At 67.7% G+C, this 17682-nt stretch carries 17 protein-coding genes; 1 reads left to right on the forward strand and 16 read right to left on the reverse strand.

The features are described from left to right. Position 1 precedes the first annotated feature (1 nt). The 8 genes from ACAM52_RS24155 to dksA form a co-directional block, all read right to left on the reverse strand. Positions 2-1756 (reverse strand): penicillin-binding protein 2, encoded by a 1755-nt coding sequence (locus ACAM52_RS24155; protein WP_062474234.1) that lies wholly within the window; start codon positions 1754-1756, stop codon positions 2-4. Next, positions 1753-2094, reverse strand: coding sequence for a cell division protein FtsL (ftsL, locus tag ACAM52_RS24160; protein WP_062474236.1), 342 nt, complete (start codon positions 2092-2094; stop codon positions 1753-1755). The genes ACAM52_RS24155 and ftsL overlap by 4 nt, the downstream gene beginning before the upstream one ends. A gap of 2 nt (positions 2095-2096) precedes the next feature. Continuing rightward, positions 2097-3020, reverse strand: coding sequence for a 16S rRNA (cytosine(1402)-N(4))-methyltransferase RsmH (rsmH, locus tag ACAM52_RS24165; RefSeq protein ID WP_369644757.1), 924 nt, complete (start codon positions 3018-3020; stop codon positions 2097-2099). Between the two features lie 8 nt (positions 3021-3028). Beyond that, a complete protein-coding gene (gene mraZ / locus ACAM52_RS24170) occupies positions 3029-3457 on the reverse strand; it encodes a division/cell wall cluster transcriptional repressor MraZ (protein WP_056576192.1) in 429 nt (142 codons plus the stop codon). Between the two features lie 273 nt (positions 3458-3730). Then, entirely contained in the window at positions 3731-5059 is a 1329-nt protein-coding gene (hslU, locus tag ACAM52_RS24175; protein WP_095743605.1) for an ATP-dependent protease ATPase subunit HslU, read from the reverse strand. A 2-nt stretch (positions 5060-5061) separates the two neighbouring features. Further along, entirely contained in the window at positions 5062-5607 is a 546-nt protein-coding gene (gene hslV, locus ACAM52_RS24180) for an ATP-dependent protease subunit HslV (protein WP_056508874.1), read from the reverse strand. Between the two features lie 104 nt (positions 5608-5711). After that, the gene (locus tag ACAM52_RS24185; RefSeq protein ID WP_307692795.1) at positions 5712-7361 is read right to left on the reverse strand and encodes an STAS domain-containing protein; all 1650 of its coding nucleotides are present in this window, start codon (positions 7359-7361) and stop codon (positions 5712-5714) included. Positions 7362-7409: 48 nt separating this feature from the next. Beyond that, positions 7410-8363, reverse strand: coding sequence for an RNA polymerase-binding protein DksA (gene dksA / locus ACAM52_RS24190; protein WP_223301292.1), 954 nt, complete (start codon positions 8361-8363; stop codon positions 7410-7412). A 379-nt stretch (positions 8364-8742) separates the two neighbouring features. Between dksA and ACAM52_RS24195 the strand changes: the two genes are divergently transcribed. Then, a complete protein-coding gene (locus ACAM52_RS24195) occupies positions 8743-10281 on the forward strand; it encodes a YdgA family protein (RefSeq protein WP_369631243.1) in 1539 nt (512 codons plus the stop codon). Positions 10282-10363: 82 nt separating this feature from the next. Here the strand turns inward: ACAM52_RS24195 and ACAM52_RS24200 are convergent, their stop codons facing one another. The 8 genes from ACAM52_RS24200 to ACAM52_RS24235 form a co-directional block, all read right to left on the reverse strand. After that, positions 10364-11416, reverse strand: coding sequence for a GTP-binding protein (locus ACAM52_RS24200; RefSeq protein WP_062474247.1), 1053 nt, complete (start codon positions 11414-11416; stop codon positions 10364-10366). Positions 11417-11495: 79 nt separating this feature from the next. After that, entirely contained in the window at positions 11496-12287 is a 792-nt protein-coding gene (locus ACAM52_RS24205) for a hypothetical protein (protein WP_369644758.1), read from the reverse strand. A gap of 25 nt (positions 12288-12312) precedes the next feature. Then, entirely contained in the window at positions 12313-13527 is a 1215-nt protein-coding gene (locus ACAM52_RS24210) for a class I SAM-dependent rRNA methyltransferase (protein ID WP_369644759.1), read from the reverse strand. A 63-nt stretch (positions 13528-13590) separates the two neighbouring features. Continuing rightward, positions 13591-14511 carry a tyrosine recombinase XerC gene (locus tag ACAM52_RS24215; protein ID WP_369644760.1) on the reverse strand — a complete coding sequence of 307 codons (921 nt, stop codon included), beginning with the start codon at positions 14509-14511 and terminating at the stop codon, positions 13591-13593. Between the two features lie 41 nt (positions 14512-14552). Beyond that, positions 14553-15197 carry a YdcF family protein gene (locus tag ACAM52_RS24220; protein ID WP_369644761.1) on the reverse strand — a complete coding sequence of 215 codons (645 nt, stop codon included), beginning with the start codon at positions 15195-15197 and terminating at the stop codon, positions 14553-14555. Further along, positions 15194-15889 (reverse strand): DUF484 family protein, encoded by a 696-nt coding sequence (locus ACAM52_RS24225; protein ID WP_095948166.1) that lies wholly within the window; start codon positions 15887-15889, stop codon positions 15194-15196. The genes ACAM52_RS24220 and ACAM52_RS24225 overlap by 4 nt, the downstream gene beginning before the upstream one ends. After that, positions 15886-16770 (reverse strand): diaminopimelate epimerase, encoded by an 885-nt coding sequence (gene dapF, locus ACAM52_RS24230; protein WP_307635895.1) that lies wholly within the window; start codon positions 16768-16770, stop codon positions 15886-15888. Before dapF ends, ACAM52_RS24225 begins: the two co-directional genes overlap by 4 nt. Positions 16771-16846: 76 nt before the next feature. Continuing rightward, positions 16847-17668 (reverse strand): alpha/beta fold hydrolase, encoded by an 822-nt coding sequence (locus ACAM52_RS24235; protein WP_369644762.1) that lies wholly within the window; start codon positions 17666-17668, stop codon positions 16847-16849. Between the last annotated feature and the right edge of the window lie 14 nt (positions 17669-17682).

Consider the following 17682-nt stretch of genomic DNA (forward strand, 5'->3'; position numbering starts at 1 on the left):
GTCAGAAGCTCTCGGGGACGTCTTGCGTCTGCACGAGGGGTTTGACCGCCAGATCGGGCGGGACGTTCATCATGCGCAGGGTCTGCTGCACGACTTCGCTGAACACCGGCGCCGCGGCGAGGCCGCCGAAATACTGGCCGTCGGTCGGCTCGTCGATCATCACCGCGACGATGATGCGCGGCTTCTCGATGGGCGCCATGCCGGTGAACCAGGCACGGTACTTGTTGCTGGCGTAGCCCTTGCCGACCTGCTTGTGGGCCGTGCCCGACTTGCCGCCGACCGAGTAGCCCACCGTTTGGGCGCGCGTGCCGGTGCCGCCGGGGCCGGCGGCCATCTGCAGCATCTTGCGCACGGCGAGCGCGTTGGATGGCGAGAACACCCGCACGCCGACCGGCGGCTCGGTGTTCTTCAGGATGGTGACCGGGATGATTGAGCCGTCGTGCGCGAACGAGGTATACGAATGCGCCATCTGGAACAGCGAGGCCGACAGGCCGTAGCCGTAGGCCATGGTGGCCTGCTCGACCGGCTTCCAGGTCTTCCACGGACGCAGCCGGCCCGTCACGGCGCCGGGGAACTGGATCTGCGGCTTCTGGCCGTAGCCCAGCGCGGTGTAGGTGTCCCACATCTCGTGGGGCGTCATCTTCTGGGCGATCTTGAGCGCGCCCACGTTGCTCGACTTCTGGATCACGCCCTCCACCGTCAGCGCCCCGTAGTTGTGGGTGTCGCTGATGGTGAAGCCGCCCAGCTGGTAGCGCCCGGGCGCGGTGTCGATGATGGTCGAGGGCTTGACGCGGCCGGCCTCCAGCGCCATCGCCACGGTGATGGGCTTCATGGTCGAGCCGGGCTCGAAGGTGTCGGTGAGCGCGCGGTTGCGCAGCTGCTCGCCGGTGAGGTTCTGGCGCTTGTCGGGCACGTAGCTCGGGTAGTTGGCCAGCGCCAGCACCTCGCCGGTGGTGCTGTCGAGCACCACCACGCTGCCGGCCTTGGCACGGCGCGCGGTGACGGCGTCGCGCAGCTTCTGGTAGGCGAAGAACTGCACCTTGCTGTCGACGCTGAGCTGGATGTCGCGGCCCTCGACCGGCGGCACCTGCTCGCCCACGCCCTCGACCACGCGGCCCAGCCGGTCCTTGATGACACGGCGCGAGCCGGCCTTGCCGGCCAGTTCCTTGTTGAACGCCAGCTCGATGCCTTCCTGGCCGTTGTCTTCCACGTTGGTGAAGCCCACCACGTGCGCGGCCGCCTCGCCCTCGGGGTACTGGCGCTTGTATTCCTTGCGCTGGTAGATGCCCTTGAGGTTGAGCGCCGCGATCTGCTTGGCGATGGGCTCGTCGACCTGGCGCTTGATCCAGACGAAGGTCTTGTCTTCGTCTTCGAGCTTCTTGTCGAAGTCCTTCTGCGGCATGCCGAGCAGCTTGGCCACCTGCTTGAGCTTGGCGCGCACCTCGGGGTCGTCGCGCTCCACGTCTTCGGGAATGGCCCAGATGCTGGGCGCCACCACGCTCGAAGCCAGGATGAGCCCGTTGCGGTCGAGGATGCGGCCGCGGTTGGCCGGCAACTCCAGCGTGCGGGCGAAGCGCACTTCGCCCTGGCGCTGGAAGAAGCTGTTGTTGAAGACCTGTACGTACGCAGCCCGCCCCGCCAGCATGACGAAGCCGAAGGCGATGCCGGCGACGATGAACTTGCTGCGCCACACCGGCGTCTTGCTCGCGAGCAAGGGGCTGGTGGTGTAGCGCACGCTGCGGTTGCCGCGGCTCATCGGGCAGGCCTCGCGGTGGTGCCGGGCTTGGGCGGCGTGGTCGGCGGCAGCGGCGCCACGGCCGGGATCACCGAGCCGTCGGGGCGCACGTACTGCGTGATGGCCGGCGAGGCCGTGCGCATCTGCAGCTGTTCCTTGGCCAGCTTCTCCACGCGCAGCGGCGTGGCCTGGGCGCGCTTCTCGACCTGCAGGCGGTCATGCTCGGTTTCGAGCTTGCGCGTCTCCTGCAGCGCGCGGTCGAACTCCGTGTAGAGCTGGCGCGACTGGTACTGGGTGTGCACAAGGTACAAAGCCGTCGCAATGACGGCCAGCAGAAGAAGCAGGTTGATGCGCGCCATGGCTACCCGGCCTCCGTGCGTTCGGCCACCCGGAGGATGGCGCTGCGCGAGCGCGGGTTGCCGCGCACTTCTTCTTCGGACGGCTTGATGCGCTCCAGCGCGTGCAGCTTCATCACCTTGGGCGCGGCGAAGGGCGCACGGCGGTCGTAGACCTCCTTCGAGTGCTTGGCGATGAACTGCTTGACGATGCGGTCTTCGAGCGAATGGAAGCTGATCACCGCGAGGCGGCCGCCGGGCGCGAGCACCGACAGGCTGGCTTCTAGCGCTTGTTGCAGCTCCTCAAGCTCGGCGTTGATGAAAATCCGAAAAGCCTGAAATGTGCGCGTTGCAGGGTTCTGGCCCTGCTCGCGGGTTTTGACCGTGCCAGCCACGAGCTCGGCCAGTTCGGTGGTGGTTGAAATTGCGCCCCGTTCTTGTCTGCGAGCAACAATCGCCTTTGCAATCTGAACAGCAAACCGTTCTTCGCCATAGTCACGGATCACCTCTGCAATTTGTTGAAGTTCGGCCGTTGCCAGCCATTCGGCCACGCTCTCGCCGCGCGTGGTGTCCATGCGCATGTCGAGCGGACCGTCGAAACGGAAACTGAAACCGCGCACCGGGTTGTCGATCTGCGGCGAACTCACGCCCAGGTCCATCAGCAAGCCGTTGACGCTGGCGTCGGGCAATTCGCCCAGCGAGCGGAATCCCTGGTGGCGGATAGAAAAACGCGCATCCGAGATGCGCGCTGCTTCGGCCACCGCTTCTGCATCCTTGTCGAATGCGATGAGCCTGCCTTCCTGCGCCAGCCGCGCGAGGATGGCGCGCGCATGTCCTCCGCGGCCGAAGGTGGCGTCCACGTACGTGCCCGTGGCTGCCGCGCTGCCGGAAAGAAGGGCTTCCACCGCCTCGTTCAACAAGACGGTCGTGTGGGTCAGGGGGGTGTTCACGGGGCTCCTCAGAACGCGAAGTCCTGAAACACATCCGGCATCTCGCCCTGGGTGGCCTCGGCCTCCTTGGCCTCGTACGTGGCCTTGTCCCAGAGTTCGAAATGGTTGCCCATGCCCAGCAACAGCGTCTCGCGGTTGATGCCGGTGGCGGCGCGCAGCTCGGGCGACACCAGCACGCGGCCGGTGCCGTCCATCTCGACGTCCATCGCGTTACCGAGGAAGACGCGCTTCCACCACTGCGCCGACATCGGCAGCGCAGCAATGCGTTCGCGGAACTTTTCCCATTCGGGACGGGGGAACACCATCAGGCATCCGTGCGGATGCTTGGTGATCGTGAGCTGGCCGCCTGCCGTAGCGCTCAGGACGTCGCGATGCCGGGTCGGCACGGAGAGCCGCCCCTTGGCATCCAGACTGAGCGATGAAGCGCCTTGAAACACGACCACGAAACCCCTGTGGTGGGAGGTGCCGCGACACCCGAAAGGGGCGTTGCCCGCACTTTTTCCCACTTAACTGCACTTTTTTCCACTGTAGCAGGAAACACTTGCGACGCAACTGGGGCTCGGGGGTATTTTTTGTAATGGAATCAACGACTTAGCGCCGATTTCCAAACCTGGAAATCGGCGAATTGTGTTGAAAATGAAGTACTTAGCTCACGCAGTGAAAGTGATGCGTGAAGGACGACCCCGTTACAGGGGCCAAGGGAGGCGGCTTCAGAGGATGAAGCGCGAAAGGTCTTCGTCGTGACTTAGTGCCGCGAGGCGCTCGTCGACATAAGCGGCATCGATGCGGACCGTCTGACCCTCGATGCGGGTGGCATCGAAGCTTACCTCATCGAGCAGGCGCTCCATCACGGTCGACAAACGGCGTGCGCCGATGTTCTCGGTGCGCTCGTTCACCTCGAAGGCGATGGCCGCCAGCCGCGTGATGCCGTCGGGCGCGAAGTCGAGCGTCACGCCTTCGGTGGCCAGCAGCGCCTGGTACTGCTTCACGAGCGAAGCGCGGGTCTGCGTGAGGATGCTCTCGAAGTCCGACACCGAGAGCGACTGCAGCTCGACGCGGATCGGAAAGCGCCCCTGCAGCTCGGGAATGAGGTCGCTCGGCTTGCTCAGGTGGAACGCGCCGCTCGCGATGAACAGCATGTGGTCGGTGCGCACCACGCCGTACTTGGTGGACACGGCCGTGCCCTCCACGAGCGGCAGCAGGTCGCGCTGCACGCCCTGGCGCGAGACGTCGGAGCCCTGCGCTTCGCTGCGCGTGGCGACCTTGTCGATCTCGTCGATGAACACGATGCCGTTCTGCTCGGCGTTGGCGATGGCCTGCGTGCGGATCTCGTCCTCGTTGACCAGCTTGGCGGCCTCCTCGTCGATCAGCAGGCGCATCGCCTCGGCGATCTTGAGCTTGCGCGTCTTGCGCTTGCCGCCGCCGAGCTGGCCGAACATGCCGCGCAGTTGCTCGGTCATTTCCTCCATGCCGGCCGGGCCCATGATCTCCAGCGGCGCACGCGTTTCGGCGAGGTCGAGCTCGATTTCCTTGTCGTCGAGCTGGTGCTCGCGCAGCTTCTTGCGGAAGGCCTGGCGCGTCGGGTTGGGGCTGTCGAGTGCGGGCGCAGCACCGTCGACACCACGCGCCGGAGGCAGCAGCGCGTCGAGGATGCGCTCCTCGGCCGCGTCTTCGGCGCGGGCGCGCACCTTCACGCTTTCGGATTCGCGCGTCTGCTTGACGGCGATTTCGGCGAGGTCGCGAATGATGGAGTCGACGTCCTTGCCCACGTAGCCCACCTCGGTGAACTTGGTGGCCTCGACCTTGATGAACGGCGCGTCGGCCAGGCGGGCCAGGCGGCGGGCGATTTCGGTCTTGCCGACGCCCGTCGGGCCGATCATGAGGATGTTCTTGGGCGTGATCTCGTGGCGCAGCTTTTCGTCGACCTTCTGGCGGCGCCAGCGGTTGCGCAGCGCAATGGCCACGGCGCGCTTGGCGGCGGGCTGGCCGACGATGTGGTTGTCCAGCTCGGAGACGATTTCCTGGGGAGTCATGGACATGGTCAGAGCGCTTCCACCGTGTGGTTCATGTTCGTGTAAATGCAGATTTCTCCGGCGATCGCCAGCGATTTGCGCACGATCTGCTCGGCCGAGAGCTCGGTGTTGTCGATCAGCGCCTTGGCCGCCGACTGGGCGTAGGCGCCGCCCGAACCGATGGCGATCACGCCGTCTTCAGGCTCCAACACGTCGCCATTGCCGGTGATGATGAGCGAAGTCGTGGCGTCGGCCACGGCCAGCATGGCTTCGAGCTTGCGCAGCACGCGGTCGGTGCGCCAGTCCTTGGTGAGCTCGACCGCTGCGCGGGTCAGATGGCCCTGGTGCTTCTCGAGCTTGGCCTCGAAGCGCTCGAAGAGCGTGAAGGCATCGGCGGTGGCGCCGGCGAACCCCGCCAGGACCTTGCCGTGATAGAGCCGCCGCACCTTGCGCGCCGTGCCCTTGATGACGATGTTGCCGAGAGTGACCTGCCCGTCCCCGCCGATGGCGACCTGATCGCCTTGGGGGGTCTTGCGGCGCACGCTCACGATGGTGGTGCCGTGAAACTGTTCCATCGCAGCCATCTGGGGATGGGGCCCGCCAATGCAACCCTTGCGGTCGGACAAACTGCTGGCGGAAAACACGGCCCCGCAGGGGCCGCGGAATCCCTGTGACGAGGTCAGTTCTTGCGGACGGCGACCGTGGCGTGGTCGGTGATGCCGATCAGCCCGAACAGCGCGGCAATCAGCCGGTGCGCGTCGACGAACTGCACCCGCTCACCGTTCGCATCGCGCTCGCGGACCCAGCTCAGCAGCGTGCCGGCCGCCGTCAGGTCCATGCGCAGCAGGGCCGCGCACGAGATGACCGGCGCTGTCGTGTGGCGCAGGTCGTGGTCCAGGCGCTGCCAGCACGACAGCGAGTCGCCACGCAGGTCGCCCGCCAGCGCGGCAAAGCCGCTGTCAGTGGACGGGAAGCTCTCGGAATCGCCCCCGACCGACAACAGCGACCACACCGAGCTCGGCCGGCTCGCCGGCGGCGCGGCCAGCGAGGTGCACTCACCCTTCGGGTCCTGCCAGGACGGCGGCGACACCTCGTAGGTGATGCAGTAGTTGAGCGCCACCAGCTCGAAGTCGTCGGGCAGGTGCATCATGCGCAGCGCCGCCAGGCGCAGCTGCCACCAGGCGTCGTCGGGATGGCGCTCGTTGTTGGGCGTGGCCGCGGCCAGCACGGCCATGAGCTGTGAGGCGCCGAAGAAGCGCAGCTGCACTGGCGAATCGGACCAGTGCGCGAACAGGATGCGCAGCGGCGCGGCGGCCGGCGGATCGATCTCGGTGAGCGCGCGCCAGTCGAGCGTCCAGACCATGCCGGCCTGCGAGAGCGCGCGCGTGAGCGCCATGAGCCCCTCGCGCGTCAGGTGCGCGGGGCTGGCCCAGTCGGCGGCGCCGGTTGTGTCGGAGGCCGCTTCGGCGTCTTCGCTGGCGGTGACGGCCTTCACGCTGCGCGCGAGTTCGTCGAGCGAAACCCAGTCGGGCCCCATGCGCTTCATGCGCTGCGCGTAGCGCATGCGGGCGGCCGCGAACTTGGCGGCGTCGCCTGTGGCGCGGTACAGGTCGAACAGCGCGCGCCAGCGGGCGTCGTCGCGCTCCAGCGTGACGGCTGCGGTGGCGTCGTCGGCGGAGAACGCACTTTCGGCGGCCAGCGCCTGCAGCAGGATGGCTTCGGCGCCGGTGTCGTCGCCGTGCGCGAAGCGGATCACCGCTTCTTCGAGCGCGCCGTCATGCGCGAGCCGGGACGGCTGAGGCGCGGGGACAGCTGCGGTGGCAGCAACCTCTGGCGCTGCGGCCACGGACGCAGAAGCAGCCGGCTCAGCCGGCAACTGGTCGCCGCCACTGTCAACCGGCGGCAGCGTTTCAGCGCCCGCGTCGGGCGGCGGATTGACCAGCGTCTCGCCGTTCGGCCCGCGGCCCTTCCACCACTGCTGCGACATCTGCTCTTCGATCTCGTCGATCTTCTTGAGCGTGAGTGCGCGGCCTTCGGATTTTTCGGAGGTGCTGTTGAGGTTGAACGACGACGGCGTGACCGTTGCCTCGAAGGCATGGGCCGCCGCCTCGCGCTGGCGCAGCTTGCGCAGCATGTCGAACTCGCGGCGGCGCACGAAGTCGTTGCGCTGGCGCCGCTCGATCATTTCCTTCAGCATCTCGCGGCTGTAGGTCTGCTCGGGCAGCGACGAGTCGGAGGACGGCGTGTCCAGCTCCGACCAGTCTTTCAGGGGATTTCGAACGAACTTGGCCACCTTCGAGAAAAGGCGGCCTGACTCTTCCTTTGGCATTCAGAGAAGGTTATCGAAAGCGCGGGTTCCGTTCTACCGTGCAGCCGTTCAATCCCCGAACATTTTCTGCTTCAGCTCGCGGCGCTGCTGCGCTTCGAGCGAAAGCGTGGCGGTCGGGCGGGCCAGCAGGCGGCCGACGCCGATGGGCTCGCCGGTCTCGTCGCAGTAGCCGTAGTCGCCGGCGTCGATGCGCTGGATCGACTGCTCGATCTTCTTGAGCAGCTTGCGTTCGCGGTCGCGCGTGCGCAGTTCGAGCGCGTGCTCTTCCTCGATGGTGGCGCGGTCGGCCGGGTCGGGCACGACCACGGTGTCTTCGCGCAGGTGCTCGGTGGTCTCACCGGCGTTCTCGAGGATGCCGCGCTTGAGTTCTTCGAGCTTCAGGCGGAAGAACGCCATCTGCTTGTCGTTCATGTACTCGTCGTCGGGCATCGCGATGACCTCGGCGTCGCTCAGCTCGGCGGGCGTCTTGGTCTTCCAGTTGTTGGCCAGCTTCGGGTCTTTCTTGACGGCCAGGGGCGGCGGCGGCACCAGCGCGGTGGAAGGCGCCTGCGAGAAGCTGGATTTGGCGGCGGTCGAGGCCACGGATTGCGGCATCGAAGGCACGGTCAGTTGCGACAGCCGGGACACGCGGCCACCACGCGCAGCGGGAGCGGGCGTAGCGGGGATCGAGGGTGTCGCCGGGGCGGAAGAAGAGGCGGCAGCCGTTTTTTTCATGGGGGTCGGGGGAGCAGAAAGGGCGGCCGCAGGACGGCCGACCGGTTGGGATGACGTAGGCGCCGCGCCCGCGGACTTGGTTGCGGGCTTGGCGGACTTCTTGGCAGCCGCGGTCCCGGTCTTGGCCGGGGTTGCCGCAGGCTTCTTGGCAGCGCTTTTCTCTTTCGCGGCAGAGGCAGCAGCAGCGGTGGCAGAAACCTTCTTCGTCGCGGGTACAGCCTTCACAGCCGTCGCCTTCTTTGCGGCGGGCTTGGTGGCTGGCGTGGCCTTGGCGGCGGGTTTCTTCACGGTGACTGGCTCCTTGTACGAACTGGAACGCGCTTTCACTGGGTGTCTCCTCCCAAGGGAACCGTTGCGGGTGTCAGGCCGCGTCGGCTCACGTTGTCGGGGGCGTCCTCAAGTGGTGAACCCCGGGGTTATACCCCCGAAAGCCCGCCAAAAACCCTTGGCGCCCCGTGCCGTAAGTCATATCTCGCCCCTGTGGACGAAGCATGGCTCCCGGAACAGGCGCGCGATTGTATAGAGAACTCGAAACGCAAGGCCATCGGGTGACGCACTGCCCTGCTCCGTTAGCATCGCCCGGCGCCACCACAGGGGGTGGCGCAGGCACGCCGCGGGTCGGGGAGACACCGCGGCGGCCCTTCAAACAACCGATCGGAAAATAATCTTGAGCAAAAAAGCAGTATTGGGAGTCCTGGCCGCGGCCATTGCCGTCGCCTACGGCGGCAGCACCTGGTGGGCCGGCACGCAAATCAAATCGAGCTACGACGTCGCCCTGGGCGAACTGCCCAAGCAGACCGCGCTGGTGCGCGTGATCGAGCGCAGCTACGAACGCAACTTCTTCGGCGCCGTGAGCACCGTGACGCTCGAACTGGGCTGCCCGGCCGAGGCCGAAGCCGCCACCGCCCCTGCCGCGTCGGCACCCGCCGCCGCACCGGCTGCCGCCACGACCGACGTCGCCGAGGCCGCGACCGAAGGCGACGAAGAAGAACCCGCCGAAGACGACAGCGACGCCGCGGCCACCCCGCCCAAGCCGGTGCGCATCACCATCCGCGACACCATCCGCCACGGCCCGATCGCCGGCGCGACGCTGGCCGCAGCCGTCATCGACAGCGAGCTGGTGCTCGACGCCAAGGCGCAGGCCGAGGCCGAGAAGCTGTTCGGCAAGGCCAAGCCACTGACCGCGCGCACCCAGGTCGGCTTCGGCGGCGGCTTCACCAGCGACTTCACCGTCGCGCCCGCCAAGCTGGCCGAAGAAGGCAAGGGCGAGTTCGCCTGGCAAGGCGCGCAGGCACGCCTGGACATGAACGCGGCCCGCACCCACGTGCGCTATGACATGACGATGCCCGGCCTGGACGTCAGCACCGCCTCCAAGGGCGTGCAGCTGAAGATGGGCAAGTTCACCGCCAAGGCCGACATGGACGGCAGCGCCGGCTGGATGCTGGCCACCGGCAAGTCCGAAGGCCGCCTCGACAGCTTCGAGCTGAACGCGCCCAAGGGACTGGGCCTGGGCGCGGGCACCGAGGCCGCCCCCGCCAAGGCGATCAAGGTGCTGCTGCAAAGCATCGACCTGACCGGCGAAGCCACCATCAAGGACGGCCTGTACGCCTCCGAAGGCGCCTTCAAGGGCAAGGGCAAGGTCAACGAGACCGCCATCGACAAGTTCGAGATCGCCAGCAGCGCACGCCGCATCCAGGCGGCCGGCTACAAGAAGCTGGCCGACGCCTGGCTGCAGTCGACCGCCGGTGCCGGCTGCGGCCAGCGCAGCAAGGCCCAGAAGGACGCGATGCAGGCGCTCATCGAGCAGCTCGCGCCCGACCTCAAGGCCATGGCCAAGCACAGCCCCGAAGCCGGCCTGGACCGCATGCTCGTCGAGATCGGCGGCCACAGCGCCGAGCTCAGCTACTCGGTGGCCCTCGCCGGCGTGACCGACGAAGACCTGCAGCTGCCCGGCAACGCGCTGGTGCTCAAGCGCGGCGTGCTCAAGGCCACCGCGCGCGTGCCCGTGAAGTGGATCGAGAAGCTGGCCGAAACCGGCGCCGAGAGCGGCCGCACGCCGCCGCCTGAAATGCTCGCGGGCCTGATCGAACAGGGCGAAGCCAACGGCTACGTGAAGCGCACGGGCGACGACCTGGTCAGCCAGGTCGAGTTCAGCGAAGGCCAGCTCAAGCTCCTGGGCAAGCCGATGGGGAATTTCGGCAAGTAGGCACGGCCCGCCCCATGAAAAACGGCGCTGACCGCAAGGCCAGCGCCGTTTTTATTTGTTTGTCCGACTCAAGCGAACGTGTTCAGACCAGGCACTGCTCCAGACCCTGCTCCAGGATCTCGCGCGGCAGCTCGATGCCGATGAACACCATGCGGCTCTGGCGCGCCTCGTCCTTGCCCCACTCCGGGCCCAGGTCGCTGCCCATCAGCTGGTGCACGCCCTGGAAGATCACCTTGCGCTCGGTGCCCTTCATGTTCAGCACGCCCTTGTAGCGCAGCATGCGCGGGCCGTAGATGTTCACGATGGCGCCCAGGAAGTCTTCCAGCTTGGCCGGGTCGAAGGCGCGGTCGGCCTTGTAGACGAAGCTCTTCACGTCGTCGTCCGTATGGTGATGGTGACCGTGGCCCTCGTGCTTGTGCGAGGGGTGGTCGCACGCCTCGCCATGCGCGTGGTCATGGTCGTGATGGTCGTGGTCGTCTTCCTTCAGGAAGTCGGGGTCGATGTCCAGCTTGGCGTTCAGGTTGAAGCCGCGCAGGTCGAAGATGTCCTTCAGCGGCACGTCGCCGAAATGCGCCTTCTGCTGCGGCGCGCGCGGATTCATGTGCTTCAGGCGATGGATGAGCGCATCGGTCTCTTCGGCCGACACCAGCTCGCTCTTGCTGATGAAGATCTGGTCGGCAAAGCCCACCTGGCGGCGCGCTTCCTGGCGGTCGTTGAGCTGCTGAGGCGCGTGCTTGGCATCGACCAGCGTGAGGATCGAGTCGAGCAGGTAGCTCTCGGCGATCTCGTCGTCCATGAAGAAGGTCTGCGCCACCGGGCCGGGATCGGCCAGGCCGGTGGTCTCGATCACCACGCGATCGAAATCGAGCAGGCCCTGGCGCTTCTTGGCGGCCAGCAGCTGCAGCGCCTCGCGCAGGTCTTCGCGAATGGTGCAGCAGACGCAGCCGTTGCTCATCTGCACGATCTGCTCCTTCGACTCGGTCACGAGAATGTCGCTGTCGATGTTCTCCTCGCCGAACTCGTTCTCGATGACCGCGATCTTCTGGCCGTGGGCCTCGGTCAGGATGCGCTTGAGCAGTGTGGTTTTGCCCGAGCCGAGAAAGCCGGTCAGGATGGTCGCGGGAATGAGGGCCATGGCGGGGGTGTCCGGAAGAGCGAAGGCGGGAAGTTTAGCGGGCGGAGCCGGGCGCCGCAGAGGCGGCGGGGGGGAGGCCCTACGGGGGACATGTGGCGGGTTCGCAGGGGCGCACATTGGCGATCCATGCTCGGCCCAGCAGGCCCGCATGCTCGTCCACCAGCACCGGGTCGCCCCGATGGATCACGCCCATGGCGTGTGTGTGGCGCACCCCCTCCACGGTCAGAGCGATGGTTTCGCCGGGCTTGCGCCACGAGGCCAACGTCACGGTGTAAACGGGGTAACTCCCGGTGACGTGCTTCCCGTTCCGGGAATACGTGTTCTGCCGCCGCTCGCTACGGTCCACCACCCGGGTCGCATGAACGGCGGGTGACGACGGACGCCATCGATTGACGACGTCGCTCAGGGATCCTTCCGATGCCCAGGCACCCAGCTGGTACGAGCCCCAACTGCAAACGGTGACGGCGACGGCCGCGATGAGCGCGCCCCGCCATCTGACGTCCTGGATCAGGCGGAACAAGCACGCGAGGACCACGATGTTCAGCAGCGGCCACGCCTCCACCGCCTTCTGGGCAGTGCTGAGATCCGGCTCGATGTAGTTTTTCGGACCCCATTCACCCCAGGTGAACAGCGCGATTGACGGCCAGCCCGGAACCAGCATCGCGCCGACCACCAACACGCCGAGGACCATGACGACCAACAGAAGATGCGCCACCGGCACCGAAACGCCCCACCGCTTCGCGAGTGCCGCAGCCAGATTTTTTCCGTCGAGTTCGGCGTTGCCGGCGGCGGGCGTGTTGCGCGCACTCCCCCTCACCTTGCGCTGCGCAGGCGCGCCCTCGCCACGACGCCTGTACTTGCCGCGGCTCATCCCTCGGCCCGGCCCATCGCCACGCTCAAGCAGACTTCCTCACCACCACAAGCCCCTTCAGGTATTCGCCCTCGGGAAATTCGATGGTCATCGGGTGGTCCGGCGCGGCACCCAGGCGTTCGCTGATGTAACCGTCGACATTCGCGTCCAGCCCCGCCGAGGCCACGATCTTGTGGAACAGGTCGGCGCTGATGCCGCCCGAGCAGGAAAAGGTGAGCAGCACGCCGCCCGGCTCCAGCAGCTTGAGCGCGAGGCGGTTGATGTCTTTATAGGCGCGCGCGGCGCGCTCGGCGTGCGCCACCGTGGGTGCGAACTTCGGCGGGTCGAGCACGATCGCGTCGAAGGTGCGGCCCTGGTCGATGAACTCGCGCAGCACCGTGTTCACGTTGGCGTCGAGAAACTCCGTGGCAATGCCCTGCCCTTCGAAGCCGTTGAGCGCCAGGTGCGCGCGCGCGCGCTCGAGCGCGGGCTGCGACGAATCGACCGACACCAGCGAGGCGCCCTCGAGCGCCCCGGCCGCCTTCAGGCCCGCGAGCGCCGCCACGGTGAAGCCGCCCGTGTAGCAGAAGCAATTGAGCACGCGGCGAAAACGCCGGTGCTGCGCCAGCTCGGCAAAGCGCTGGCGGCTGTCGCGCTGGTCGAGGTAGAAGCCGGTCTTGTGGCCGGTGGCGATGTCCAGCGACAGCTGCCAGCCGTGCTCGCGGATGGTGATCTGGGTCGGGCCCTCGCCGCGCAGCCAGCCCGTGACGGGCTTCAGGCCCTCGCGCTCGCGGCCGCTGGCGTCGGAGCGCTCATACAGCCTGGTGAGCCCCGTGGCCTTGAGCAGCGCATCGGCCAGCACGTCTTTCCAGCGCTCCACGCCGGCCGACAAAAACTGCGCCACCAGCGTGTCGCCGTAGCGGTCGACGATCAACCCCGGCAGGCCGTCGGCCTCGCCGTGCACCAGCCGCACGCCGTCGCTCTGCAGGTCGAATAGGCCGCGCGCATGCACCGCGCGCGCACAGACCGTGGAAAAAAAAGCAGCGTCGATGCGCTGCTTCTCGTCAAAGCTCCAGGCCCGCGCCCGGATCTTGGAGGTGGGGCCGAAGGCCGCCCACGCGAGAAAGTGGCCATCGTGCGACTCCACGCGCACCGTTTCCCCCGAGTCCGCGCCGCCGCGCGCAATGGCGGATTCGAAGACCCAGGGATGGCGGCGTTGGAGCGAGCGCTCCTTGCCCGGCTTGAGGCGGAGGGTTTTCATGGGAGATGAATGAAAGAAGAAATGAAAGACGAAAGAAAACGATGCAGGCGACGGATGTGGTGGCTACTTGCCGTCCTTGTCCGGCCGGGCCTTGGCGCGCGGATGCGCCGCGTCGTAGACCTTGGCCAGGTGCTGGAAGTCCAGCCGCGTGTAGACCTGCGTGGTCGCGATGTTGGCATGACCCAGCAGCTCCTGCACCGCGCGCAGGTCGCTGCTCGACTGCAGCACGTGGCTCGCGAACGAGTGGCGCAGCATGTGCGGATGCACCGGCGCGGCCAGCCCCGCCTTCAGGCTGCGCTCGCGCAGCAGCTTCCACACCGCCTGCGACGACATGCGCGCGCCGCGCGCGCTGACGAACAGCGCCGGCTCCTGGCGCTCGCCGCGCACCGCGAGCCAGTCGCGCAGTGCCTCGGCCGCCTTGCTGCCCACGGGCACGCTGCGCCGCTTGCTGCCCTTGCCGAGCACGTGGGCTTCCATGGCGTCGAGATCGACCCAGCCGCGCGCCGTGGCGCTGGCCTGTGCGTCGAGCCCCGTGAGCTCGCTCACGCGCAGGCCGCAGCCGTAAAGCATTTCGACGATGGCGCCGTCGCGCGCTTCGGTCCAGGGGTCGGCCTCGGGGTCGTACAGCTCGGCCAGGCGCACCGCGTCGTCCACGCCCAGCGCCTTCGGCAGCGGCCGGCCCGCCTTGGGCGCGTGCACGTCCTGCACCGGGTTGAAGCCGATCAGCCCTTCATGGCCGAGCCAGCGGTAGAAGCTGCGCCAGCACGACAGCACCAGCGCAATGCCGCGCGGCTCGCGCCCGGCGCTGTGCAGCTGCGCCATCCAGCGGCGGATGTGCGCCGTCTGCACGCGGTCCAGCGGCAGGTTGGCCTCGGCGGCGTGGTCGGTCAGCGCGCGCAGGTGGAACGCATACAGCTCGACCGTGCGCGGCGCGAGCCGACGCTCCACGCGCACGTGTTCGAGGTATTTGTCGATCCATTCCATGGTGTGGTCGTGCTCCGTGCGCCACGCGGCGCCCGCGCTAGCTAGAACAGATAACCGAGCGATGCATTGTTCACGATGGCGGCGGGCTCACGCAATGCGCCCTTGAACAGCATGCCCCAGCGGCGCCAGCACGAGGTGGGCGCGGCGGCGTACTGCACGTCGAAGGCCTGGTCGAAGCCGCTGGCACGCACCAGGCGTTCGATGCGCCACAGGTGGTAGGGCTCCGACACGATGATCACGCTGCGCACGCCCTTGGCTTCCAGCAGCGTGCGCGACAGCGACAGGTTGGCGCGCGTGGACGACGACACCGACTCCAGCACCATCGGCCCCGTGTAGCCCTCGGCCGTGGCGTGGTCGCGCATCACCTCGGCTTCGATGCGGCCGTCTTCCACGTCGACGCCGCCCGAGAACACCAGCGTCTGCGCGCGACCGGCGCGCGCCAGCACGATGCCCTGGTCGACCCGGCCCGTGAGGCAGGGGTTGGGCTTGCCGTCGAGGTAGGCGCGGTTGCCCAGCACCAGCGCCACGTCGGCCGCGCGCGGCAACGGGCCGGCCAATGCGGCCTCGGCGCGTTGCCAGATCACGCCCGCGATGGCGGCATAGGTGAGCACGCCGGCCAGCAGGACCACGCACAGGCCGGTCAGCCAGGGCCGGCGGCGCCACCCGCTTCGCGCGGAACGGCTCAAGGGCGCAGCCGCGACAGCGCGCCCGACGACAGCTCGGCGATGCGCTCGAGAAAGTCCGTGCCCATTTCGGCGTTGAAGCGCTGCGCGTCCGGCGAGGCCAGCACCAGCAGCCCGAAGGCCGGCGACTCGGCGTCGGGGCGCAGCGGAATCAGCGCGATCGACGCGGCGCCCTGCGGCTCGGGCAGCCAGTTGGCCGCCTCGAAGCCCGCGTTGAGCCCGCAATAGGGCGAGGTGAGCGAGGTGGCCAGCGCCTTCACGTCGTCGCTCACCCACTGGGCATAGGCTTCGTTCAGGTACTCGGTGCCGCAGTCCCACACCTTGATGGCCGTTTGCGGCACCAGGAACAGCGACTGCAGGTCGACCGCGATGCGGTACGGCAGGCTGCGCGGGTCGCGCGTGGTCAGGAGGCCCTTGGTCCAGCGCTGCAGGCGGTCGGCGATGACGACGTTTTCGGTGCCGTGGCGCACCATGTCCATCAGGCGGTGTTCCAGCGCCTTGATCTTCTCGCGCAGCATCTCGGCCTGGCGCTCCTGCAGGCTCACGGCGCGGTTGCCGTGCGGGCTGGTGAGCTGCACCTGCGCCAGCAGCTGGGCGTGGCGCTCGAAGAAGTCGGGGGTGTTCGACAGGTAGTTCGCGATGTCGTCTTCGGTGATCGGGTTCATGGCGTTGTTGTCGTGGGTGAATGGGGTCATGGCTGTTCCGAAATGTCGGGCACGTCGATCTCGCCCTCGAACACCGTCGTGGCCGGTCCTGTCATGAGCACCGGCCGGCCGTCGCCCTGCCACTCGATCGTGAGAATGCCGCCGTGCGTCTGCACGTCGACACGGGAATCCAGCAGCCCCAGGCGGATGCCTGCCACCACCGCCGCGCAGGCGCCCGTGCCGCAGGCCAGCGTTTCGCCGGCGCCGCGCTCGAACACCCGCAGCTTGATGTGGGTGCGGTCGACCACCTGCATGAAGCCCGCGTTCACGCGCTGCGGAAAACGCGGGTGGTGCTCGATCTGCGGGCCCTGCTCGGCCACCGGCGCGGTGTCGACGTTGTCGACCACCTGCACCGCGTGCGGGTTGCCCATGGACAGCACCGCTACCGAAACGATAGCGCTGCCGGCCCGGGTGCCCAGCGCCAGGTGCCAGGTCTGCCACGCGCCTTCGTGCTGCGGGTCGAGCCCGGCCGTGTCGAAGGGCACGCGCGCCGGTTCGAAGACCGGGGCGCCCATGTCGACCGTCACGCGGCCGTCGTCGCCCATGCGGGGTTCGATCACGCCGGCCAGCGTCTGCACGCGCACGTCTTTCTTCTCGGTCAGGCCGTGCTCGCTCACGAAGCGCATGAAACAGCGCGCCCCGTTGCCGCACTGCTCCACCTCGCCGCCGTCGGCGTTGTGGATCACGTACTGGAAGTCGATGCCCTCGGCGGGCGACGGGCGCACCGTGAGGATCTGGTCGGCGCCGACGCCGAAATGGCGGTCGGCCAGGAAGCGGTACTGCGCGGCCGTGAGGCCCAGCGTGCCGCGCGTTTCGTCCAGCACGACGAAATCGTTGCCGGCTCCCTGCATCTTGGTAAAGCGGATTCGCATCGCCGGATTATCGCCACCGGCGCCGCCCTTCGCGCCGGAAGGGCCGCCGGGCGCGGCCCTTTCGACACACCCGGCCTCAGCCCTGGATGAACGCCAGCAGGTCGGCGTTCACCTGCGCCGCGTGCGTGGTGCAGGTGGCGTGCGGCGCGCCGGCGTACAGCTTGAGCTGGCTGCCCTGGATCATTTCGGCCGCCAGCTTGCCCGTGGCCTCGAAGGGCACGACCTGGTCGTCGTCGCCGTGGATCACGAGCGTGGGCACGTCGATCTTCGCCATGTCGGGGCGGAAGTCGGTCTCGGAGAACGCCGTCACGCAGTCGATGGTGGCCTTGATCGAGGCCTGCAGCGCGATCTGCAGCGTCTGCTTGAACACGCCCTGCGACACCTTCGCGCCCGGGCGGTTGGTGCCGTAGAACAGCGTGCTGAAGTCGTCGATGAACTGCGCCCGGTCGGCGGCCAGCCCGGCGCGGATACCCGCGAAGAGCGACGCCTCGGGGCCCACGGGATGGTCGGCGGTCTTCATGAACAGCGGCGTCACCGCGCTGATGAGCGCCAGCTTGGCCACGCGCGCGCTGCCCTTGCGCGCGAGGTAGCGCGTGACGTCGCCACCGCCCATCGAGAAGCCCGCCAGGATCACGTCCTTCAGGTCGAGCGTTTCGATCAGCTCGGCGATGTCGTCGGCGAAGGTGTCGTAGTCGTAGCCGGTCCAGGGCTGGCTGGAGCGGCCGAAACCGCGGCGGTCGAACGCGATGACGCGGTAGCCGCGCTCGGCGAAGAACAGCATCTGGGCGTCCCACATGTCGGCGCTCAGTGGCCAGCCGTGGCTGAAGACGATGGGCTGGCCGCTGCCCCAGTCCTTGTAATAGAGCTCGGTGCCGTCGCGAAGGGTCAGTGTGGTCATGGTTTTTCCTTGAG

Source organism: Variovorax sp. V118, assembly GCF_041154445.1.
Classification (GTDB): Bacteria; Pseudomonadota; Gammaproteobacteria; order Burkholderiales; family Burkholderiaceae_C; genus Variovorax; species Variovorax boronicumulans.